This window comes from Paenisporosarcina sp. TG-14, assembly GCF_000297555.1.
GTDB lineage: Bacteria > Bacillota > Bacilli > Bacillales_A > Planococcaceae > Paenisporosarcina > Paenisporosarcina antarctica.
Genome location: NZ_AMGD01000030.1, coordinates 1 through 14,141, shown reverse-complemented (window position 1 = coordinate 14,141; position 14,141 = coordinate 1). Strand labels below are relative to the sequence as shown.

Sequence of the window (14,141 nt, the reverse complement as noted above, 5' to 3'; positions counted from 1 at the left end):
TAGTAGGATTATGCTTATATTTACGGAGCAGGAACTTAAACAATATGTGGAATTAAATCTTGAAGCAATTGACGTTATTGAATATGGATTTACAAAATTAGCAAACAATGAAGTGGAAATGCCACCGATTATGCGTGTTGATATTCACGATCAAAATGGTGAAGTAGACGTGAAAACAGCATATATAAAAGGTGAAGAAATGTTTGCCATAAAGGTTTCTTCTGGATTTTTTAATAATTATAAGCTGGGTCTTCCAAGTGGGAATGGGCTAATGATGTTGATTAGTACACAAACGGGGATTCCACAGGCGCTTCTTTTGGATAATGGTTATTTAACTGAGATTAGAACTGCTGCAGCGGGAGCGGTTGCTGCAAAATACCTTTCTCGGGAAAACATTGAAACTGTAGGCGTAATCGGAGCGGGAAGTCAAGCAAGGTTCCAGGTGAGAGCAATAGCTCTAGTACGGGATTTTAAAAAGCTAATTGTTTATGCACGTTCAACAGATCGTGCTAAAAAGTACGCAGAAGAAATGGCGGTTGAGTTAGGAATAGACGTCCAAGTGGCGGAAAACGCTGAACAGGTCGTTCGCTGCAGTGACTTAGTCGTCACGACAACGCCGGCAAAAGAGCCAGTTATCAAAGCTGAATGGTTGCATCCTGGCCTTCATATTACTGCAATGGGTTCTGATGCTGAACATAAGCAAGAGCTTGAAGTTGATGTGCTGGCAAGGACGGATAAGCTTGTGTGTGATACAAAAGCACAATGTTCCAAACTTGGAGAATTGCATCATGCATTAGAAAGTGGTGCCCTCACAGACGAATCGATCATTATCGAACTCGGTCAATTAACTTCAAAAGAGTTGGACGGTCGTGACAATGATGAACAAATTACAGTTTGTGATTTAACCGGAACGGGTGTTCAGGATACAGCGATTGCGTTATTTGCTTACACTGAAATGGTCAAACGGAATATAGGATTAAAGATTGGAAATGAAATGGTAGCACTAAAAAACTCAAGAGGAGTGGTCATATGACACACAAAGACATTCAAATAGGTACAAAAGCAGTATGGGCTGGAGAAAAAGAATATTTAGTACATGGTGCCACACAAGTACCAGTCGTATTGAGCGTAGCTTACACATACGACGATATGGATGAGTGGTATGACGTGGCAATTGGCAAGAAAAAGGGACATATTTATGGACGCAACACAAACCCGACTGTCCAAGCATTTGAAGATAAAGTGAAAGTTCTAGAAGGTGCAGAAGCGGCAACAAGTTTCTCTACGGGGATGGCAGCAATCAGCAATACTCTGGCTACATTCTTATTGCCAGGTGATCGCATTGTTTCTGTTAAAGACACGTACGGCGGCACAAACAAAATCTTTACTGAGTTCCTTCCGCGTCTAAATATCGATGTAGCTTTAGCTGAAACAGGAAATCATGAAGCAATCGAAGCGGAAGTTGCTAAAGGGTGTAAAATTCTCTACTTGGAAACACCGACAAATCCAACAGTTAAAATTACGGATATCGAACGTATGGCAAAAGCTGGTCATGCAGCGGGGGCTATTGTCATCATTGATAACACTTTCGGAACTCCGATCAACCAAAACCCGCTTGCACTTGGCGTTGACTTGGTTATCCATAGTGCAACAAAATTCCTTTGTGGACATGCGGATGCACTTGGCGGAGTGTTAGTGGGTTCTCATCAACTCGTTGAGCAAGTTTACCACTACCGTGAAATCAATGGAGCAACAATGGATCCAATGGCAGCTTACTTGACTTTACGAGGAATGAAAACTCTTCACATTCGTGTCCGTGAACAATGTAAGAATGCAATGGAACTTGCGAAATACTTGCAAACAAAAGAAATTGTCGAAGATGTTTTCTACCCGGGGCTTGAAACGCATCCAAACCACGACATCGCAAAAAAACAAATGAAAGATTTCGGTGGCATGCTTAGCTTTGCAGTAAAAGGCGGAGTTGATACAGTAAGAGATCTTCTTCCTAAATTGCAATACGCACACCGTGCAGCAAACCTAGGTTCAGTTGAAACAACAGTAGGTCCTGCTCGTACGACAAGCCATGTTGAATGTACTCCTGAAGAACGCGCAGCAATGGGAATCCCAGAAGGATTAATTCGCGTATCTTGTGGAATTGAAGATATTGAAGATATCCTTGCAGACTTTGAACAAGCGTTTAATCACGTTGAAAGTGCTTTGAAAGTTTAATAATAATAAAATTTTCTAACAGGGAGCAGAGGCGAATGGTAAATGTCAAATACTCATCCAATAGTTGATCAAGTAAACTGCTTGTTTACTAAACTAATTGAATGGCGTCGCACGTTTCATCAATTTCCTGAACTCAGTTTTCAAGAGTTCAGGACCTCTAAATTTGTTGCTGAAACGTTAAGAAAGATAGACGGAATGAAAGTAGACACTGGAAGAGGAGTTGAAACAAGTGTTATTGGCATATTAACTTCAGGTGATGGTCCGACTTTTGCGATTCGCGCTGACATAGATGCTATACCAATTCAAGAAGAAAATACAAATAGTTATTGCTCAAAAAATGATGGTGTTATGCATGCATGCGGCCATGATGCACATACAGCTATTTTACTGGGTGTGGCTACCATACTTTCAGATCTCTTTAAAAAGGGGGAAGTAACAGGGACGGTTAAGTTTATATTTCAACCTGCTGAAGAATGTACGGACGAAAATGGACTTTCTGGATCTCCTTATATGGTGAAAGCGGGCGCTTACGATAATGTAGAGGCTGCAATCGCTCTTCATATGTGTCCTTGGCTACCTGTAGGTGAAGCACAAATTAGCGATGGATACAGCATGGCAAGTGTTGATGTATTTGAAGCTAAAATATACGGTACAGGTGGCCACGGGGCTTATCCAGAACTGGGAACAGACCCTACCTGGATGCTAGGACCTGTTCTGCAAGCGTTACACGGAATTGTTGCTCGTAGAGTTTCTGCTTTAGATGCTGCAGTTATAAGTATAGGTCAAATCCATGCAGGAACAGCCAGTAATATAATCCCGACAGAGGTTTTAATAGAAGGTACGATTAGAAGCTATTCAGCTGAAATACGTAATTTATTGGAATTAGAGTTAAAGAAAGCGTTTTCAATTACTGAACACTTAGGCGGAGGCTATTTCTTGAATGTACAAAGAGGTGAACCAGCCTTATATAATAGTCCCCTAGTCAACGAATGGATTACTGAAACGATGCTTGAGATATACCCTAATATTCAAATAACTAAGGGTCCTTTTGGAATGGGAGGAGAAGATTTCGCCTATGTAACGGAACAGATTCCAGGTTCCATGTTTTTTCTAGGCTGTTCACCGCAAGACGGAGTTCAGCGGGATTTGCACACGCCAATCTTTGATATTGACGAATCCTGCTTGCCAATAGGGACAGCAATACTAGCGCAAACAGCAATAAAATTTTTAAAAGGTGAGCTTAGGTCACCAATTAATCAGAAGGTAGAGGTGCAATCACATGGCTCATAAATTAGCATTTATTGGATTTGGTGTAGTGGGGCAAGGTTTGGCAGAAATTATTCGTGATAAAAAAGAAGCGCTAAAACAAGATGAGGGTTTTGAAGCTAATATTGTGGCAATATCCGATTTATTAAAAGGCTCGATTTATCATCCAAACGGTCTTGATATTGATACGGCTCTCCGAGTGTTAAGAGAAACTGGTAGCCTAGAAAACTATCCACCAACTCAGGGGCTAGTGACGGGATGGGATAGTTTAAAAACAATTCGTGAGACAAATGCGGATACGATTATTGAGGTTTCGTACACAGACGTAAAAACAGGTCAACCAGCGATTAATCATTGTAAAGCTGCGTTTGAGAATGGGAAAAATGTTGTCATGACGAACAAAGGTCCTGTTGCTCTTGCTTACAAAGAGCTTTCTGAAATTGCCAACAAACATGGCGTTTACTGGGGATTTGAGGGAACTGTAATGAGCGGAACTCCAGCATTGCGTATGCCAATCGCTACACTGGCTGGAAATGATATTACTGAAATACGCGGTATTTTAAATGGTACGACAAACTACATTTTAACCCAAATGGAAATGGCAGGTATAACTTACGAGGAAGCTTTAAAAGAGGCACAGGAGCTCGGATATGCAGAAGCAGACCCTACCAGTGATGTAGAAGGCTATGATGCAAGATACAAAATTGTTATCTTATCAAACTATGTAATGAGAGCACCTCTGACAGTGGAAGAAGTATCGTGCAAAGGAATCACAGGAATTACGTTAAGAGATATTGAAACAGCAAAAGCAGAAGGAAAACGGTGGAAACTATTAGCTAAAGCACGCAAAGAAGATAACAAAGTAATTGCATCAATTGCACCAGAAAAAGTAGATATCACAGATTCGCTTGCCTCGATCAGCGGAGCTACTAACGCTATTACCTATAAATGTGATCTTTTAGGCGCAGTGACATTGAGCGGCGCGGGTGCCGGGAAAGTCGAAACGGGCTTCTCCCTCTTAATAGATTTAATTACTATTGATCGTCAAAAACAATTAGTGAAAATTTAATGAGGAAAGGCGGTAATAGTATGACAACTCAACTTACAGGGCAAAAGATGTTCCTTGCAGGCAAATGGGTGAATGGTGATCGAATCATTGAGGTTCGTGATCCTCAAGATAACAGCATCATCGATACAGTTCCTGCAGCATCAGCGAAGGATATGGTGAATTGTATTGAGGAAGCGAAAGACGGAGCTGAAATTGCTGCTTCTATGGCGGTGCATGAACGCATGAAAGTAATCAATGCTGCCGCAGATTATATAGAGCAAAATTCAGAAAAGTACGCTCGAACTATTGCGACAGAAAGTAGTAAAACAATTCGTGAAGCATCGAAAGAAGTGCTCAGATGTGTTCAGACATTGCGCATAAGTGCTGAAGAAGCAAGAAGAATTCACGGTGAGACAATTCCTTTTGATCAAATGCCAGGGAGTGAGAATCGAGTAGGATATTATTATCGCTTTCCAATTGGAATTATTGGTGCCATTACACCGTTTAATGATCCACTTAACCTTGTTGCCCACAAAGTAGGACCAGCGATCGCATCTGGAAATGCCATTATCGTTAAGCCGGCAACAGTAACGCCATTAAGCGCATTGTTGCTTGCAGAAGCATTTGCTTATGCAGGTTTACCTCCAAAAGTGTTATCAGTAATTACTGGTTACGGAAATGAAATTGGTGATGTTTTGGTTACACATCCTGCGGTACGTATGATTAGCTTTACAGGAGGAGTAGAAGTTGGTGAGGAAATTACAAGAAAAGCGGGTTTGAAAAAGATTAGTATGGAGCTCGGTTCGAATTCTCCAGTTATCATACTGGAAGATGGTGATATTGATGATGCTGTTGAATCAACTGTTTCAGGTGCATTCTATGCAGCAGGACAAAATTGCCTGAGTGTGCAACGAATTTATATCCAAGAAAGTATTCTTTATTCATTCCAAACTAAATTTATCGAACGTACGAACCAATATTGTGTTGGTGATAAACAATTAGAGATAACTGATATGGGACCACTTATAACTGAAAAAGAAGCAATTCGTGTTGAAAAATTAGTAAATGAAGCTATTGATAAAGGTGCATTATTACTTACCGGTGGAAAACGAAACGGTGCATTTTATTTGCCAACTGTTTTAACGAATGTACCTAAAAACTGTACAATCGCTACAGATGAAATCTTTGGTCCAGTAGTACTTCTGTATTCTGTTCCTGATCTTGATGAAGCGATCAGACTTTCGAATGAAGTGAATTATGGCTTACAGGCGGGGATTTTTACGAAAAGTATCGATAAAGCACATAGAGCCATTGCTAAGATGGATGTTGGTGGAATTATGATTAATGACAGCAGCGACTACCGAATAGATTCCATGCCATTTGGCGGAGTGAAAAAATCGGGATTAGGACGCGAGGGAATTAAATTCTCAGTTCAGGAAATGACAGAGCCGAAAGTTGTTTGTTTTAAACTATCTGATTATTGAAAAAATGTTTGTCAATCATTATGTTAACAAAATTCATTATATAGTAGGTCACTAAGTTCTAGAATTCTTTTATAAAGTAAAAATAGAAGCGATGAAGGGGATATCTCAATATGTTGAAGAAAAACCCAAACCACGTATCTTATAATAATATAGTGTTTAAAGTATCAGCTATTGTTATTACCCTATTCACTCTTTGGGGTGCATTTTCACCTGACACGCTAGCGAAATATGCTTCAGCTGTTTTCTCATTTACTAGCAAAAGCTTTGGATGGTTTTACTTGCTTAGTGTTGCAGGTTTTGTTTTTTTCTGCCTATTCCTTGCGTTCAGTAAATATGGAAATATCAAACTTGGCAAAGATGATGAAAAAGCAGAGTTTTCACTTTTCACATGGATCAGTATGTTGTTTAGTGCAGGTTTTGGTGTTGGAATCGTATTTTGGGGTGTAGCGGAACCATTGACTCATTTTGTCACACCTCCACTTGCAGGTGTAGAACCTCAAACTGCCGAAGCTGCACGTTTAGCGATGCGTTATTCATTTTTTAACTGGGGAATTCACCAGTGGTCTGTTTTTGCGATTGTTGGATTAGCTCTAGCATACTTTCAATTCCGTCATAAAAGAAAAGGGCTTATCAGCGAAACGATTTCTGAGGTGCTTCCGAAAAAAGGTAGAAGTCGTATAAAATTATTTATAAGCATTCTTGCTATTATAGCAACAGTAACTGGTGTTGCTACTTCAATTGGTATGGGTGTCTTACAAATAAGCGGTGGTATGAACTACGTATTTCAAGTTCCAAATAATGCATGGCTACAAATCGGTATAGTTGGAATTATCTTAGTGCTTTATCTTATTTCATCGACGACTGGAATTAATAAAGGTATTAAACTATTGAGTCTTCTAAATATGTCGCTAGTAGCAGTGTTGATGATTTTCTTCCTTTTCAGAGGACCAACTATCTTTATAATGGAAAGTTTTGTTGTTGGACTGGGGGACTATCTTCAACACTTTGTTGAAATGAGCTTTTTCTTAACTCCTTATTCTGGAGAAACATGGGTGAATGATTGGACCGTATTTTATTGGGCATGGGTGATCGCATGGTCACCATTTGTTGGATCATTTGTTGCTCGTGTTTCAAGAGGAAGAACAATTCGTGAATTTGTCTTAGGAGTCATGATTGTTCCGCCGGTCATTGGTTTTGCTTGGATGGCAATTTTCGGAGGTACAGGATTATACTTGGACTTGTACACAGGAACAGCCATTTCTCAGGCTGTCTCTCAAGATGTGACAACGGCCATATTCGTACTCTTACAGGAATTTCCACTGTACATTTTATTATCGGTCATTATGATTGTACTTATTGTTATCTTTCTTGTTACATCCGCCGACTCCGCAGTATTCGTACTCGGAATGATGTCTTCAGATGGCAACTTGAATCCTTCAACTTCAGTAAAGGTAATTTGGGGCGTATTAATAGCTTCAATAACAGCGGTTCTAATCGTCAGCAGTGGTTTAAAAGGTTTGCAGACAGCCTCCTTAGTCTCTGCACTGCCGTTTACATTCATTTTGATTTTAATGAGTATAGCTCTATATAAATCGTTATCAAATGAAAAAAGTCCAGAAAAAATGGGACAGAACCCTGAACATACGAACCCTGTATATGCAGAGAAAAATGAAGAGGTGAAACAACAACAGGAGAAAGAAAAAGTGCCTCAAGAAACCAGATAAACTCTTAGTTAAGGATACCTTTGTAAAAACAAGTCAATGCTTAAAAAGGCTGAACCTAATCACACTATTTTTAATAGGTGGTTAGGTTCTTTATTTTGTTTTAAGTCGGAAAGTTAGGTGTAAATAAAAGGATTCAGTCTATTTTAGTAGCAAGGGAACATGGCATTATTAAGTAGTTTCTAGTTTGTCATAATAGTTGCATGAATTCCTGCATTAAAAAAGTGAAGCGGCCGCCATGGTCATCGCTTCACTTTTTTCTTTAGGTTATGGTGTTACAGGTTTACCTTCAGAGAAATTAATTTGAAAGAAAATTTCTTCTTATAGTAATTTGTTCTTCTTTGAAAAGGTCCAGTTTACAAGGAATATGCCTATGAAAATGAGTAAACCGCCTAAATAAACGTACCAATCTACCACTTCATTTAAAAATATCCATCCTGTTAAAACCCCGAATACCGGAGCCAAAAAGAGGAATGCGCTCGTCTTACCTGGATCGCTTTTATGTAATAAATAAAACCATATGGCAAATTGTACAATGGAAGCCATAATCCCAAGCCATAAAATGATAGAAACAGATGTAATGTTAATAATCAATTTGGGTGTCTCTAATGTTACACCCATCACTAATAGAATAATACCGCCAAAAAGCATCTGATATGCGGTTAACACCCATATATTGAAGCGAATTCCCCACTTTTTTATTAAGATGGTGGCAATTGACCATGAAACTGCGGCTCCAAGTCCCAGTAAGGTTCCTATATTTAGTTGTAAATGAAATCCAAGTGTAATAAATACACCAATAAAACCAGTAACTACGCCGATCCATTGGATGAGGTTGAATCTAATTCCAAGGAATATCGTTCCTAAAATAACAACCATTAAAGGATTACTAAATGTTAAGATGGAAGATTCCCCTGCGGTAATGGTTCTTAAACTCAAAAATATACAGCCCATTACGCCAGCTGTCTGAAAGAGACCCACTACAAACATTCTTCCCCAATCAAGTGGTAGTCGTGGAAGAGGTTTCTTCCGAACTAATAGGGCCATCAAAATACCTGCAATTGTAAATCGGATACCCACGAGTAAAAGGGGAGAAACATAGGTTAAGCCAATCTTACCTACCGTAAAAGAAGAGCCCATCAGAAAAGTGGTAATGAAAACTAGTAGTCCGTAATATAATGGATTCATATTTTTTAGCTCCTGTTTTTTCCTATCATAACATTAATAGTAAAAGTATATTTTCATAGATGGAAGTTACTTGGAATATGAAAAAGGGTTTTGTTAAAAACTATATTACTTATACGCTTTAATCATATAATAAGTTATTAGAATCACTCTGGCAATGAAACGTTAGGGGGTATCGTTTTCAATTATAGATGGTAGGGTAATTTTACGCTAAGCTAGAAATTCAACTAGAGATTTGAATGTAAGAGGAAGAATAGGAATGAATGCCCTTTGCTGTAATAGAGAAAAGGTGTAATTATTTCAATGCGGAGGAGATTATGTTGTCTACAGCACTCATTGTTATTTTATTATCAATAGGTTATATCATTTTTACGATTGATAAAAAGCAAGAAAATTTCCCGGTTCCCGTCGTACTTCTATTAATTGGAATCGCGTTATCGTTTATTCCTTATTTTTCAGATGTCCAGGTAACAGGAGATATCATTTACAATATATTTCTTCCAGGTTTATTGTTTACATCTGCTTACCGCTTTTCCACAAAGGCATTGCGAAAAAATGCAGGAATTATCGGGGCACTCAGCACTATTGGAATTATTCTCACTGCTGGGTTAATGGGCGTGGTCGTTTATTATGTAGGCGGATTGTTTTTCTCGATATCCTTTATCGGAGCCTTGTTGGTTGCTTCTATCCTGACACCAACTGATCCTGTATCTGTTATTGCGATACTGAAAAAGGCTGCACCAGATAAAACGATTGCTGATATCGTGGATGGCGAATCAATGATTAATGATGGAACGAGCATTGTTCTGTTTAGTGTAATCTCCGGCATGTACATAAATCATCAATCCTTCAATATTTGGTCATTTCTAGGTGAGTTTAGCTATGTGTCAATTGGAGGGGCAGGGCTTGGAATAGTCGTGGGCTGGTTATTAAGTAAAGCTGTTCACTACACACATCATCGGGATTACCAAGTCATGCTCAGTATCATCATCGCCTATGGCTCCTTTCAGCTGGCTGAAAACCTCGGTTTTTCAGGTGTTTTGGCAACGGTTGCTGCGGGGATCATGTTGTCATGGGAGTTCACGCATACGAATAAAGAAGATCATTATAGTGAAGCATTGTCCGGTTTTTGGGATGTTGTTGAGCCGACGCTGCTGTCATTGTTGTTTTTACTAATCGGTATCGTGGCAACAGATTATTTAACGTCGGCCCACTGGGGGTTGGCTGTGGTCATATTCATAGCCACGATTGTTATACGCTTCCTTGTCGTGTCCAGTACAATGCAAATTTTTAGTGGATGGAGAAAAGTGGTCAACTGGAAAAAAGCATTCCTCATTTCATGGTCAGGCATTCGCGGATCGATGTCAGTGTTTTTATTGTTGAGTTTGAGTGCCATGAATGACGGCAATGTAGATAATTTGATTTCTCTTGCATTTCCAGTAGTAATTATTTCTTTAGTCGTCCAGAGTATCGGCATATACCCACTTTCGAAATGGATGGGAGACAAATGAGTTCTTTGCAATGAGATAAATTCTATATGGAAGTCACCATTCAAATGGCGAATAAATCAAAAACCACATTCTGCATAAGAATGTGGTTTTTTGGCTCGTATATTTTTGAATGCACAGTATAGATGTAAGCCCTTTCAGTGTTTGAATAGTAATTAAGATTAATTAATATGCATAAAAATTGGGTATAGTGAATATTTTTAGAATAGTCTTATTTAATAATAAGGCAATTTTAGATGTGGGAGGAGGGAGTTCATGTTTAACGTAAAAGAGAAGTACACTTTTTTATTACAAGTGATTCCAAAGGTGCTCCAAATACTTTTGAATGTTTCTCTCGTTTTTCTTGCAACAATTCTTTCCTTTTTACTTGTTAACGAATTGCTAGTGTTCAGTCAGTTGATAATAGAAAGAAAGGCTATTGACTACAAATTATTCCTTGAGAGTATACTTATCTTCTTTTTGTATTTTGAGTTTATTACAATGATAGTTAAATACTTTAAGGATGATTATCACTTTCCTATTAGATATTTTATATACGTTAGTATTACCGCCATGACAAGACTGATTATTGTTGAACATAATAATCCTATAGATACCTTACTGTATACAATTGTAATATTAATCCTAATTATTGGCTATTTCATTTTGAATTTAACTCCATATGAAAGGCCTGATAGTAGATGGTTTTTTAAGCAGTAAGTTTCGACTGTAGGTGGAGTTGGACGCACATTCTCCACTGGATTACCTGTATAAAAAGAGTCGAGCTGTGGCAATTGACTCCAGCTCGACTCTTATGTAATTAGGCTATGGTGCAGGTTACTTTCGAATGTGTACCGGAATCCCTTCAGCTGTATTCATAAATTGAAGCACCTAATTCTTCAGTTATTATGAAAATTATTTGATGAAACCGACTGCTTTTTTAATTAATGCTGCTAGAGGAGGTTTGATTGATGAACAATTGCATTAAAAAACAAAACGATTGCTGGTGCTGCCCTTGATGTTTTTGAACAAGAGCCTACTTTAAAAAATCATTCTTTATGGGGTTTAGATAATATTATTGTTACACCACACATAGCAGGACTAACTACTGAAGCTATGAGTGTTATGTCTTTAGAATGTTCAAAGGAAATTGTAAAGGTGAAAAATAATGAGGTGCCTATTAAGTGGGTAAATAAAAAACAAATGATTAATATTTGATAACTATGGAACACACAATTTTGTTCAATCATTTTTCAAATAGTAATAAAAAATAGACCTTCCCGTTATAGAAAGGTCTATTTTTTATTAAGTTACCTTCAACGAAATCAAGGCTTCATGTATCATTTGAAGTTTCGTTTCGACGCGGTGCATTAAATAAAATGACACGAAAATCGGGAAGCCTACTTCTTGGATCATTGTCAGCCAGTCGTTCATGAGTCGTTCCTCCTTTCCAAAAATGGCTGCACACAAGTAAATTGTGGCAGCCATTTTCTTATTAAAGTTCAGTTACGTTACGTTCAACAATACGCGCTTGGTAAGCAGATACAAGGTTCGCACCGTCCGCGTTGAAGACGTTGCTTGCAAGTAAAGCCTGCATGCCACTGTCTACTTCAAGACCTGTTAAGTCCACGCGGGGCTCGTCCACTGAAATCGTGAACTTTTTCCCTTGAGCTGTATCAAACAGCATTTCTAGTACCTTTGCCATTGGTCATTTCCCCCTTTCAAATTAGTTTTGGATGTTGCCGGTTTCAATCTTTTCAGCAGCGAGTAATGGACGGGAAGAGAATCCCGACAAAATACCAACCACTTCTCCTAACTGATCCGCAGTCGCAGCTTGATTGACATTTCTGTACGACGACGATTTTTTAATTACCTTGCCGTCTAGCGTATAGCCTGTCTCAAACGTTAAACGAACCACTGCTTGCTTAAAGTCGATGATTGCCATGTTTACCACCTCCTTTCATAACATATATAGAAAGAGGGAGGGGGAAAGGCGACAACTTAAATTCTTTTAAGTGAACAATTGATACTTATATCATAAAAGGGGCTACCCTTCGAATATTCTAAATAACCATGAAGATTTGCCTAGTCTTGCTGAAAAGGTTCGAAATTTCAACCGCAAGAAGTAGGCGTATCTTGTGATACCGTTATTTAGGTACCCAATGTGTGAATCTTTCTGCAGGATAGTTACCGAGTGCAGAGGTTTTGGACAGCTTGACGTAGAATCTAACTACTATAAGTATTTGTTAGTAAATGAAATCCTAGGAAGTGCTCAAAGCTTGGGAGTGAGCAAAGAAGTTGAGTGTCAAAAAGTATAAAACCACCAGAAGTTTCACAACACTGATTGTAAGGGGCGTGAAGAGCAATGGAATGGTCATACTGGAAAGTGATTTTGAAATACGGTCACGTAGGTATTCGCAACGAAGTAAGTGTTGCACGGCATTTGACCATGCCGGTAGAATATACGCTGCTGGAAGTCATGCACAAGGCACAAAATATGCCAGGGGTTAAAGCGAAGGGAATTTTGTCTGCACGACGGATCTCTATAGATGAATATCTCATTGGACACCGAGAAGAAGCAGAAAACTTTTATTTACAAAGATTAATGACATTCAGACAAAAATCATGTTAACAGACATAATTAAATTGAAGAATCTAATTCAGAGATGGAGTGGAATTCATGTTATCACAAGGTGATTGGTTAAAAAATCAGCGTGTATCAGGTGGATATAACTGGTCATCAGCCATGTTGCTGAATAATTGCAATGCTAAACAATATGTACAGTTTTTTATGAAGAGAATCCAGCGTATATACAATATTGAACTTGTTCTAAATGACAGCTACCGTGGACTAGAAATTAGCTCAGGCCATCAAATTGTCTGGAGTGGGCAATCTGTAGACGTCGATATACTGCGCATGGTGAGATTTGATTTTTTTGAGGAAATTATGATAGGAAATTTAAAAGAAATAGGATTGCTAAATTAAATTCTCTATCAATTCCCCCCTAGTGTAAAACTCACATAAGGGGGTTATTTTTTATGGAATTGGTTATATTATTCGCAGTTCCTAGAGTGTGCTAATAAAGGGAATAGACTGCATGTTCAAAATACCCATTATGGAATGAGACATTTGAAAATTCGTATGCTGTAAAAAAAATTATTTTACTGCAATTGCAAATAAACACCGTATCCAAAAATATGTAATTGCAATAAAGAAAATCTACCGATCCATGGCATCATTAAATAAAGCTGTCACATATAAACGCTTTGTGGCACTTAAAGTTGCTGCATAAAGCACTCCATATATATTCTTAACTCGTCCTCGTTTATAGGCGTTCACAACGGATAGAATCGCGTTAATATAGTCTTCTTCATACTCCTCAAACGTCATGGAACGGTCTATTTTTGCCTTCGCCCTCAACATGATGCCATACACTTTATACATCGTATTCATGTCGAAAAAAGCACCCAAAATACGTCCGATTCTTTCTGGTAACTTGGTAATTAATCCCTTCTTAATCGCGTCCTCTGTATCATATGTATCTTGTATAAGATTAATAGAAAGAGAGGTTTGTTTCGCCAATTGAGTCGCTGGATTGCTCACAGGCGTAACACTTTCAGCAACACTGCGAGTATTCATAGTCGACTTGTCTTCAAAGGGTAAAATACGAAGAATGTTCGCACCATATCCTTTTGAGACGCGACGGATAAACGAGATTTT

The 14,141-nt window shown here is 38.5% G+C and carries 15 protein-coding genes and 1 pseudogene; 11 read left to right on the top strand and 5 right to left on the bottom strand.

What is annotated here, in order from left to right:
- Nucleotides 1–10 precede the first annotated feature (10 nt).
- From C406_RS0110510 to C406_RS0110485, 6 genes are all read left to right on the top strand, one after another.
- A complete protein-coding gene (locus C406_RS0110510; protein WP_017380579.1) occupies nucleotides 11–1,033 on the top strand; it encodes a cyclodeaminase in 1,023 nt (340 codons plus the stop codon).
- A complete protein-coding gene (locus C406_RS0110505; protein WP_017380578.1) occupies nucleotides 1,030–2,229 on the top strand; it encodes a cystathionine gamma-synthase family protein in 1,200 nt (399 codons plus the stop codon). The genes C406_RS0110510 and C406_RS0110505 overlap by 4 nt, the downstream gene beginning before the upstream one ends.
- Nucleotides 2,230–2,271: 42 nt before the next feature.
- The gene (locus C406_RS0110500; protein WP_017380577.1) at nucleotides 2,272–3,519 is read left to right on the top strand and encodes a M20 metallopeptidase family protein; all 1,248 of its coding nucleotides are present in this window, start codon (nucleotides 2,272–2,274) and stop codon (nucleotides 3,517–3,519) included.
- A complete protein-coding gene (locus C406_RS0110495; RefSeq protein ID WP_017380576.1) occupies nucleotides 3,509–4,564 on the top strand; it encodes a homoserine dehydrogenase in 1,056 nt (351 codons plus the stop codon). Before C406_RS0110500 ends, C406_RS0110495 begins: the two co-directional genes overlap by 11 nt.
- Nucleotides 4,565–4,584: 20 nt before the next feature.
- Nucleotides 4,585–6,027, top strand: a complete 1,443-nt coding sequence (locus tag C406_RS0110490) for an aldehyde dehydrogenase family protein (RefSeq protein ID WP_017380575.1) — start codon at nucleotides 4,585–4,587, stop codon at nucleotides 6,025–6,027.
- Nucleotides 6,028–6,137: 110 nt separating this feature from the next.
- Entirely contained in the window at nucleotides 6,138–7,751 is a 1,614-nt protein-coding gene (locus C406_RS0110485) for a BCCT family transporter (RefSeq protein WP_017380574.1), read from the top strand.
- A 318-nt stretch (nucleotides 7,752–8,069) separates the two neighbouring features.
- Here the strand turns inward: C406_RS0110485 and C406_RS0110480 are convergent, their stop codons facing one another.
- Entirely contained in the window at nucleotides 8,070–8,936 is an 867-nt protein-coding gene (locus C406_RS0110480; protein WP_017380573.1) for a DMT family transporter, read from the bottom strand.
- A gap of 317 nt (nucleotides 8,937–9,253) precedes the next feature.
- Here C406_RS0110480 and C406_RS0110475 point away from each other — a divergent pair, with 317 nt between their 5' ends.
- From C406_RS0110475 to C406_RS21405, 3 genes are all read left to right on the top strand, one after another.
- The gene (locus tag C406_RS0110475; RefSeq protein WP_026045669.1) at nucleotides 9,254–10,444 is read left to right on the top strand and encodes a cation:proton antiporter; all 1,191 of its coding nucleotides are present in this window, start codon (nucleotides 9,254–9,256) and stop codon (nucleotides 10,442–10,444) included.
- 252 nt (nucleotides 10,445–10,696) lie between these two features.
- Nucleotides 10,697–11,140: a phosphate-starvation-inducible protein PsiE gene (gene psiE / locus C406_RS0110470; protein WP_017380571.1), complete on the top strand. Its 444-nt coding sequence runs from the start codon at nucleotides 10,697–10,699 to the stop codon at nucleotides 11,138–11,140.
- A 258-nt stretch (nucleotides 11,141–11,398) separates the two neighbouring features.
- Entirely contained in the window at nucleotides 11,399–11,638 is a 240-nt protein-coding gene (locus tag C406_RS21405) for an NAD(P)-dependent oxidoreductase (protein WP_081503756.1), read from the top strand.
- Between the two features lie 87 nt (nucleotides 11,639–11,725).
- Here C406_RS21405 and C406_RS20185 read toward each other — a convergent pair whose 3' ends face one another.
- The 3 genes from C406_RS20185 to C406_RS0110455 all read right to left on the bottom strand — a co-directional run bounded on the left by C406_RS20185 (nucleotide 11,726) and on the right by C406_RS0110455 (nucleotide 12,365).
- Nucleotides 11,726–11,854 (bottom strand): YvrJ family protein, encoded by a 129-nt coding sequence (locus C406_RS20185; protein ID WP_017380570.1) that lies wholly within the window; start codon nucleotides 11,852–11,854, stop codon nucleotides 11,726–11,728.
- A 61-nt stretch (nucleotides 11,855–11,915) separates the two neighbouring features.
- On the bottom strand, nucleotides 11,916–12,125 hold the full coding sequence (locus C406_RS0110460) for a DUF2922 domain-containing protein (protein WP_017380569.1): 210 nt from the start codon (nucleotides 12,123–12,125) through the stop codon (nucleotides 11,916–11,918).
- Between the two features lie 21 nt (nucleotides 12,126–12,146).
- A complete protein-coding gene (locus C406_RS0110455; protein WP_017380568.1) occupies nucleotides 12,147–12,365 on the bottom strand; it encodes a DUF1659 domain-containing protein in 219 nt (72 codons plus the stop codon).
- Between the two features lie 420 nt (nucleotides 12,366–12,785).
- Here C406_RS0110455 and C406_RS0110450 point away from each other — a divergent pair, with 420 nt between their 5' ends.
- Together C406_RS0110450 and C406_RS0110445 are read left to right on the top strand one after the other, a co-directional pair.
- Nucleotides 12,786–13,052 (top strand): hypothetical protein, encoded by a 267-nt coding sequence (locus C406_RS0110450; RefSeq protein WP_017380567.1) that lies wholly within the window; start codon nucleotides 12,786–12,788, stop codon nucleotides 13,050–13,052.
- Between the two features lie 48 nt (nucleotides 13,053–13,100).
- The gene (locus tag C406_RS0110445; RefSeq protein WP_017380566.1) at nucleotides 13,101–13,406 is read left to right on the top strand and encodes a hypothetical protein; all 306 of its coding nucleotides are present in this window, start codon (nucleotides 13,101–13,103) and stop codon (nucleotides 13,404–13,406) included.
- Between the two features lie 234 nt (nucleotides 13,407–13,640).
- Here the strand turns inward: C406_RS0110445 and C406_RS20740 are convergent.
- Nucleotides 13,641–14,141, bottom strand: a pseudogene (locus C406_RS20740) (hypothetical protein); the annotation flags it as partial.

Coding starts and splice junctions, on each gene's coding strand:
- C406_RS0110490 (WP_017380575.1), top strand. CDS start 4,585: ATGACAACTCAACTTACAGGGCAAAAGATGTTCCTTGCAGGCAAATGG.
- C406_RS0110450 (WP_017380567.1), top strand. CDS start 12,786: ATGGAATGGTCATACTGGAAAGTGATTTTGAAATACGGTCACGTAGGT.
- C406_RS0110505 (WP_017380578.1), top strand. CDS start 1,030: ATGACACACAAAGACATTCAAATAGGTACAAAAGCAGTATGGGCTGGA.
- C406_RS0110500 (WP_017380577.1), top strand. CDS start 2,272: ATGTCAAATACTCATCCAATAGTTGATCAAGTAAACTGCTTGTTTACT.
- C406_RS0110510 (WP_017380579.1), top strand. CDS start 11: ATGCTTATATTTACGGAGCAGGAACTTAAACAATATGTGGAATTAAAT.
- C406_RS0110495 (WP_017380576.1), top strand. CDS start 3,509: ATGGCTCATAAATTAGCATTTATTGGATTTGGTGTAGTGGGGCAAGGT.
- C406_RS0110460 (WP_017380569.1), bottom strand. CDS start 12,125: ATGGCAAAGGTACTAGAAATGCTGTTTGATACAGCTCAAGGGAAAAAG.
- C406_RS20185 (WP_017380570.1), bottom strand. CDS start 11,854: ATGAACGACTGGCTGACAATGATCCAAGAAGTAGGCTTCCCGATTTTC.
- C406_RS0110455 (WP_017380568.1), bottom strand. CDS start 12,365: ATGGCAATCATCGACTTTAAGCAAGCAGTGGTTCGTTTAACGTTTGAG.
- C406_RS0110485 (WP_017380574.1), top strand. CDS start 6,138: ATGTTGAAGAAAAACCCAAACCACGTATCTTATAATAATATAGTGTTT.
- C406_RS0110445 (WP_017380566.1), top strand. CDS start 13,101: ATGTTATCACAAGGTGATTGGTTAAAAAATCAGCGTGTATCAGGTGGA.
- C406_RS0110480 (WP_017380573.1), bottom strand. CDS start 8,936: ATGAATCCATTATATTACGGACTACTAGTTTTCATTACCACTTTTCTG.
- psiE (WP_017380571.1), top strand. CDS start 10,697: ATGTTTAACGTAAAAGAGAAGTACACTTTTTTATTACAAGTGATTCCA.